4 protein-coding genes are annotated in these 6,000 nt (G+C 69.4%); 1 reads left to right on the forward strand and 3 read right to left on the reverse strand.

All coding sequences use genetic code 11. The features are described 5' to 3' along the window. Window positions 1-30: 30 nt before the first annotated feature. The 3 genes from ACWGID_RS29780 to ACWGID_RS29790 all read right to left on the reverse strand — a co-directional run bounded on the left by ACWGID_RS29780 (window position 31) and on the right by ACWGID_RS29790 (window position 4,750). Complete coding sequence (locus ACWGID_RS29780; RefSeq protein ID WP_452202105.1) at window positions 31-909, reverse strand: phosphotransferase family protein; 879 nt, start codon at window positions 907-909, stop codon at window positions 31-33. Next, window positions 906-2,189: an aspartate--tRNA(Asn) ligase gene (gene aspS / locus ACWGID_RS29785; protein WP_452202107.1), complete on the reverse strand. Its 1,284-nt coding sequence runs from the start codon at window positions 2,187-2,189 to the stop codon at window positions 906-908. The genes ACWGID_RS29780 and aspS overlap by 4 nt, the downstream gene beginning before the upstream one ends. A 248-nt stretch (window positions 2,190-2,437) precedes the next feature. After that, window positions 2,438-4,750 carry a sigma-70 family RNA polymerase sigma factor gene (locus tag ACWGID_RS29790; protein WP_452202109.1) on the reverse strand — a complete coding sequence of 771 codons (2,313 nt, stop codon included), beginning with the start codon at window positions 4,748-4,750 and terminating at the stop codon, window positions 2,438-2,440. Window positions 4,751-5,024: 274 nt separating this feature from the next. On the opposite strand from ACWGID_RS29790, the gene ACWGID_RS29795 reads away from it, so the two are divergent. After that, window positions 5,025-5,855: a hypothetical protein gene (locus ACWGID_RS29795; protein WP_452202111.1), complete on the forward strand. Its 831-nt coding sequence runs from the start codon at window positions 5,025-5,027 to the stop codon at window positions 5,853-5,855. Window positions 5,856-6,000 lie beyond the last annotated feature (145 nt).

Consider the following 6,000-nt stretch of genomic DNA (forward strand, 5'->3'; position numbering starts at 1 on the left):
ATTACCTGTCTCCGGTCACCGTTTCCTGTGTCAGGTCCCGGTCCGTGGTGTGCAGCTGAGCAGCTCGAGTAGGCGTCGGGCGCCAAGGTTTACCCGGCCGAGCGAGTACGTCGAGCGTTGGTGGGCGAACTCCGCGCAGCTTGCGTACGACGCCGCCGCGCACACCGCGACCGCGGCCGGACCGCAGGTTCGGAGTGCGGCCTCCACCAACAGTTCGTCGACGCCGGCCGCAGCGCCGTCGCGGGCCGCTGACATCGCCAGCGTGACCAGGTCGTACGCGCGGGACCCAGACCCGGCCGCCTCGATGTCGACGATCCCGGCGATCCGCCCGTCGTCGACGAGCAGGTTGCCGACATTCAGGTCGCCGTGCACCAGATCGTTTTCCGGCAGTCGCTCGCCACGATGCGGTTCGCACAGGACCTCGAACTGCCGCATCAACTCTGCGGCCTCACCGCCGTACGAAAGCACTCGGGCCCAGACGCCGTCCCAGTCCTCGAAGACGACGCCGCTCGACCACCCCGACCAGCTCACGCCGTCTTCGGGGACGAGATCCCGCTGCAGCTCGCAGATTCCGATCAGCTCTCGGGCGAGTGACACGTCGACAACGGATGGCGTGCCGCTCACGAATTCCTGGAGCTCATATGGCGCCCCGGAGGCCGTCGTACCGACCGCGAGCCAGGCAGGAGTCGGGTAGCCGACGGCTCGCGCGCGGAGGACGAGGTCGGCCGCTCGCCAGACGCGCGGCGCCCACCCGGGGTCCTCGCTCCACTTGAGGATCACCCGGGTGGTGCCGTCGGTGAGTTCGTACGCCGTCGACTGCAGACCACCGGTCAGCTGCCGGACGAGCCGATAGTTGGTGCCTAAGGCAACGTTCAGCTCGGCGACGACCGACGCGGTGGTCTCGGTCACGGCGTCAGGCGGTGCAGGTCGCGGGGGAACAACGTGACCTCGCGGATGTTCTCCGCACCGGTCAGCCGGCCGACGAACCGCTCCAGGCCGATCGCGAACCCGCCGTGCGGCGGCATCCCGTGCTTGAACGCCTGCAGGTACGAGCTGTACGCCGGTGCGTCCGGAGACTCGCCCCGAGCCTCGAGGGCCGCGACGTAGTCGGAGTACCGGTGCAAGCGTTGCCCGCCCGTGACCAGCTCCATGCCGCGGAACAGCAGGTCGAACGAGTTCGACCAGCGCGGGTCCGACGGCTGCGGATGCGTGTAGAACGGCCGCTTCACCATCGGGTAGCCCTCGACCGCGACGAAGTCGCTTCCGTGCTCGCGCAGCGCCCACTCACCGATCGCACGCTCGTCCGCGGGCGCCAGGTCCGGCTCGTCCGGGTCCGCGCCGGCGATCTTCAACGCCTCGGTGAAGTGCAGCACGGGCACGTCGACCGGAATCGAAGGCAACTCCAGGCCGAGCCGCTCCAACGCACTGCCGGCCCGCGAACCGACGGCCGACAACATGCCCGCGACAGCGGTCCGCAGCATCGCCAGTACGTCGCGATGGTCCGTGATGAACCCGAACTCGGCGTCCAGCGACACGTACTCGGCCAGGTGCCGGACCGTGTCGTGCGGCTCGGCACGGAACACCGGACCGACCTCGAAGACCCGCTCGAACACCCCGACCATCTGCTGCTTGTAGAACTGCGGCGACTGCGCCAGGTACGCCGGTCCGCCGAAGTAGTCCAGTGCGAACACGTTGGCGCCGGACTCGGTCGCCGTACCGACGATCTTCGGGGTCTGGATCTCCGTGAAACCCTGACCGCTCAACGCCTCCCGGAACCCGTACATGGCGGCCGACGCGATCTCCCAGCCGGCCCGCACCACCGGATGCCGCAGCGCGACAGGAGCGTTGTCCAGTACGACGGGCAGTCCGGCGCCGACCGTGGGACGCCACAGTTCGATCGGCGGCGTGGCGGCCGGTTCGGTCAGCGGCGTGATCACCGGGTCGACGATCTCGGCGCCGCCGGGGGCCTGTGCGTTCGCGGCGACCGTACCGGTCACCTCGACGACAGTCTCCTCGCTCAGCTCGTCCAGCTGCTCCTGCGATCCCTTGACGACGATCTGCGCCAGGCCGGACCGGTCGCGCAGGATCAGGAAACTGACGGCGGCGAGCCGTCGTCTTCGGTGCACCCAGCCGGCCACCGTGACGGACTGGCCTACTGCTGAGGGGATCTCATGACTGAGAATGCGCATTGCTGTTTCACCTCCAGGTTTGTCTCGAACCCCGGAGGTGTGGGCGAAGGGGAATCTCGCGGTGCCACCACACCTTCACCGGATCGGACCGATCCGGCCTCTTGCACAACAGTCGCTCGGGAGTGTCTTCGCCACCGCTCCACGTATCGCCTTCACAGCTACCGGCGACTCTCTCGAACGTGGCGTACGGCGCTACTCGGTTCCGTCAGCGCGAACAACACCAGGATAGGGGACCCGGCAACCCGATTTCACCGCCGCGTCGTCGACGGTGGAATCTGCACGCCGTCGGTGTCCTGGCGACCACCGACCCGGGCGTACACGGAGATGGCGTTGTTCGACCCGTTGCCGGGCAGCCACGCGATCCACTCGGAGTTGAACGGCTTCTTGTAGTTGTTCGTCCAGCAGGTCGCGCTCCGGATGTCACTGGCCCGCTCGCAGGTCCACCCGAAGCCGATCGACGGCTGCAGCGCGAGGTTGCGGCCCCACGAGATCTCCAGGGTCACCTTGCGGCCCTGCGCGCCGTTGACCTTCAGGAACCGGTTGTAGACGAACGGGTTCGGGTCGTCGTGCGGTGACGGCGTCAGGATCTGCAGCAGCGACTCGTCGTCCTGCACCGGCGCGAGCACCTCGGAATCGGTGTCACTGACCAGGTCGGCCGTCGCCGCCACCGTGAACGTCCGAGCAGCCACCGACGAATCGTCCGGTACGTCGAAGTCGGCCGGCAACTGCGCCGGCTTGTCAGGGTTCGCCGCGGTACATGTCGCGGTCTTGCGGGAGCACGTCCAGCCGGCCGGCTTGGCCGCGATCGGCCACTCCAGCGCCGAACCGTAGCTGAGCTTGAGCGTCACCTTGGACCGACCGGTGCGCGGGGCAACGGTGATGATCCGGTGGTGGACGTCCGGGTCCGCCTTGCCGTCGAGGATCTTCAGCAGGTTCTCGTCGGTGCTCCGCGCGGGGTCCAGGGTGCGCGAGGCGTAGTCGTACAGCCGGCCGGTTTTGGCGTCGACCATGAAGGTGCGGTCGTTGGCCGAGCCTCCGTTCGGCGCGTCGAAGGTGACCGCGATCGGCTCGGGCTTCGTCTGCGAGGCCGCCGTACAGGTCGCGGTCGACTCGCTGCAGGACCAGCCCGGCGGGTTGCTGGTGATCGGCCAGGTCAGCTCGGCGCCGTACTTGAAGGTGATCTGCACCGGGTTCGTGTTGCCGGCCGGGGGCTTGATCGTGATCACGAACCGGACCCCCGCCGCTGACTCCGACCGGGTCTGGACGGTGCCGCCTTCGAAGGCCGGGGCGCCGCCACCGCCCGGCGGGAGGCTGATCGTCACCATGCCGGGGTAGCGGACCGGCGTGGTCGGCGTCGGCTTCGACGGGGTCGGCTTGCTCGGCGGCGGTGTGGTCGGGACCGGCGTGGTCGTGGTCGCAGTCGGCGTCGGCGTCGCGCTCGGCTGCGTCGGCGCGGTGGTCGGCGCAGTCGTGGGCGCGGTCGTCGGCGGCTTCGTCGGCTGGGAAGCCGGTGGCTTGACCGGAGGCTTCGCCGTCGGCGGTTTGGCGGGCGGCTGCGTCGGCTTCTGAGCCGGCGGCTGGGTCGGCTGCTGCGTAGGCGGCTTGTCGATCGCCGCCGGGGGAGTGTCGTTGCCGGTCAGCGCCACCGCAGCGAGCGTGGCGGCGATGGCGACGACCACCACGGCACCACCGGCGACGGCGGTCCGGGTGCCGTTCTCGGTGACCTTCTTCCAGCCGGTGACGAAGAAGCCGACCAGGCCGATCTTCGCGGCCGAGGCAGCGGCCAGGTAGCCGAGTCCCGCCGTACCCAGGAGGGCCGGGGCGAGCAGTGCCGGCAGTGCGCTGTTGACCTCGACGAGCTCCAGGTAGACCGCGGTGCACTTCACGCAGTCGTCCATGTGCTCGCGGACGTTCCGGTTCTCCCGCTTGGTCAGGCCGCCGCGGACGTACGCGCCGAGGCGCTCGGTCGTCCAGCGGCAGCGGTCCCCGCCGACGTCGGCCAGGTGCTGCTGCAGGTACGCCTGCCGCAGTCCCTCGCGGGCGCGGTACGCGAGCGCGGACACGCCGTTCGCCGTCAGGCCCAGCAAGGGAGCGATCGCGGCCGGCTTCTCACCCTCGACCTCGGTGTGCCAGAGCACCGCCTGCCACCGCTCGGGCAGGCTCGCGAACGCCTTCGCCGCCGCACCGCTCTCGAAGCCGGTGACCGTCGGGTCGTCGAAACCCTCCGGCTCCCGTTCGTACGCCGCGATGTCGTCGGTGGACTGCACCTTCTTCCCGGCGCGGATCCGGTCGACGTGCACCCGCCGTACCGTCGTCAGGAGATAGGCGCGGAAGGAGATGTCGGGACCGCCGCCGGCTCGCAGCGCGTCCAGGACCTTCGCGAACGCGTCACTGGCGAGGTCGTCGGCGTCGTTGGCCGGGACCAGTTGCCGGGCCATCCGCTCGGCGGCGTGATGGTGCCGCGCATAGAGCTCGCCGTACGCCTCCAGGTCGCCGTTGCGGACCCGGGCGATCAGTTCGGCGTCGCTCGGTCCGTCCGGCAGGCCTTCCGGCGTCTCCATCCATCTCCCCCGTGGGCTGAGTGACAACTCTCTGTTCGGCAAAGTGACGGTCCGTCACTTAGTTGCCGAGGACAAGGCTCCCAGATGTGACGGCCGAGCGCATCTTTCCTGACGCGGAACTGTGCCGCTTTCCTGACGAGAACACCAGCCCAGAAGTTACGCGAAAAAAAGTTCTCGGAATCTGCGTCATGAACCGTCACGGGCTCTGTCTCATCGGCGTACGACGCTTCCGGCCGTCCGGTCGGGAGACTGACGGGGCTATTCGAGGAGGGCCATGTCGCTGTTCGCGGACATCCGCAGACGGTTCGACCTGCGTCCGGCCAAGTCCCTGAACCTGGCGGGGTCGCCCGCCCGGACCCGGCCGGAAGCGTCGTCCCAGTCCGCCCAGGACCCTATCGAGCAACCGCGCGGCCGGAGGGAGCCGCACGGCACAGCTGGCACCGACCACAGCGCCTACCTCGCGATCGCCGAGGCGCTGCGGGACGGAGCCGATGTCGTGCCTGCATCGGACGAAGTCGGACGTCGCCTGGCGACGGACGGCGTCTCGCTGGTGGAGGCACTTGATGGGCTGAGTGCGTTGTACCGCTCGATCGCCGGGGGCGAGCCGGCTTTCGATGCGGTACGCGCACTCAGTTCCAGCTGGGCCGAGGCCTCGCTCGTCTACCTGCACTCGCTGTCCTGCGAGGACCCGCTGACCGGGCTGTCCAGCCTGGCGCACCTGCGGTCCCGGCTCGGCGAGCTCTACCGAGAGGCGGAATTCCGTGGAACTTCCGTACCGCAAACCCACGCACTGGTGGTTGTCGAACCGCTCAATCCCGCGGGCACGTCGCCGTTCGAGCGCGAACTCCGTCTCGTCGACGTCGCGGAATGCCTGCGGATCGTCTTCTGCGGCGGTGACGTACTGGGCCGCGTCGGCTCACACCGCGCGGCGGCGCTCGTCGGCCGCGAGCCGAACCTGCCGGAGCAGGTCGCGACGGTACGAGCCCTGATCACCCAGTGGCGGGTGGACACCGAAGTACCCCAGCTGGCCCGGATCTGGATCGAAGGCCTGCCCGGCAGTGACGCGATGGCAGGCCGGTTGCTCGATGAGCTGACCAGACCCTGAGACCTGCGTCCGGACGCCTACAGGGGGGCGGCCGGGCGCATCAGTCCGGGCGGGGGGGGGGGCGGGCCGCGGCGGTGGCTGCGGGCGGCCGCGCGGGGATGGGGTGTTTTTTTTTGATCTCGGGGGGCACCAGGGCGAGAGCAGG

The organism is Kribbella sp. NPDC054772 (assembly GCF_053611945.1).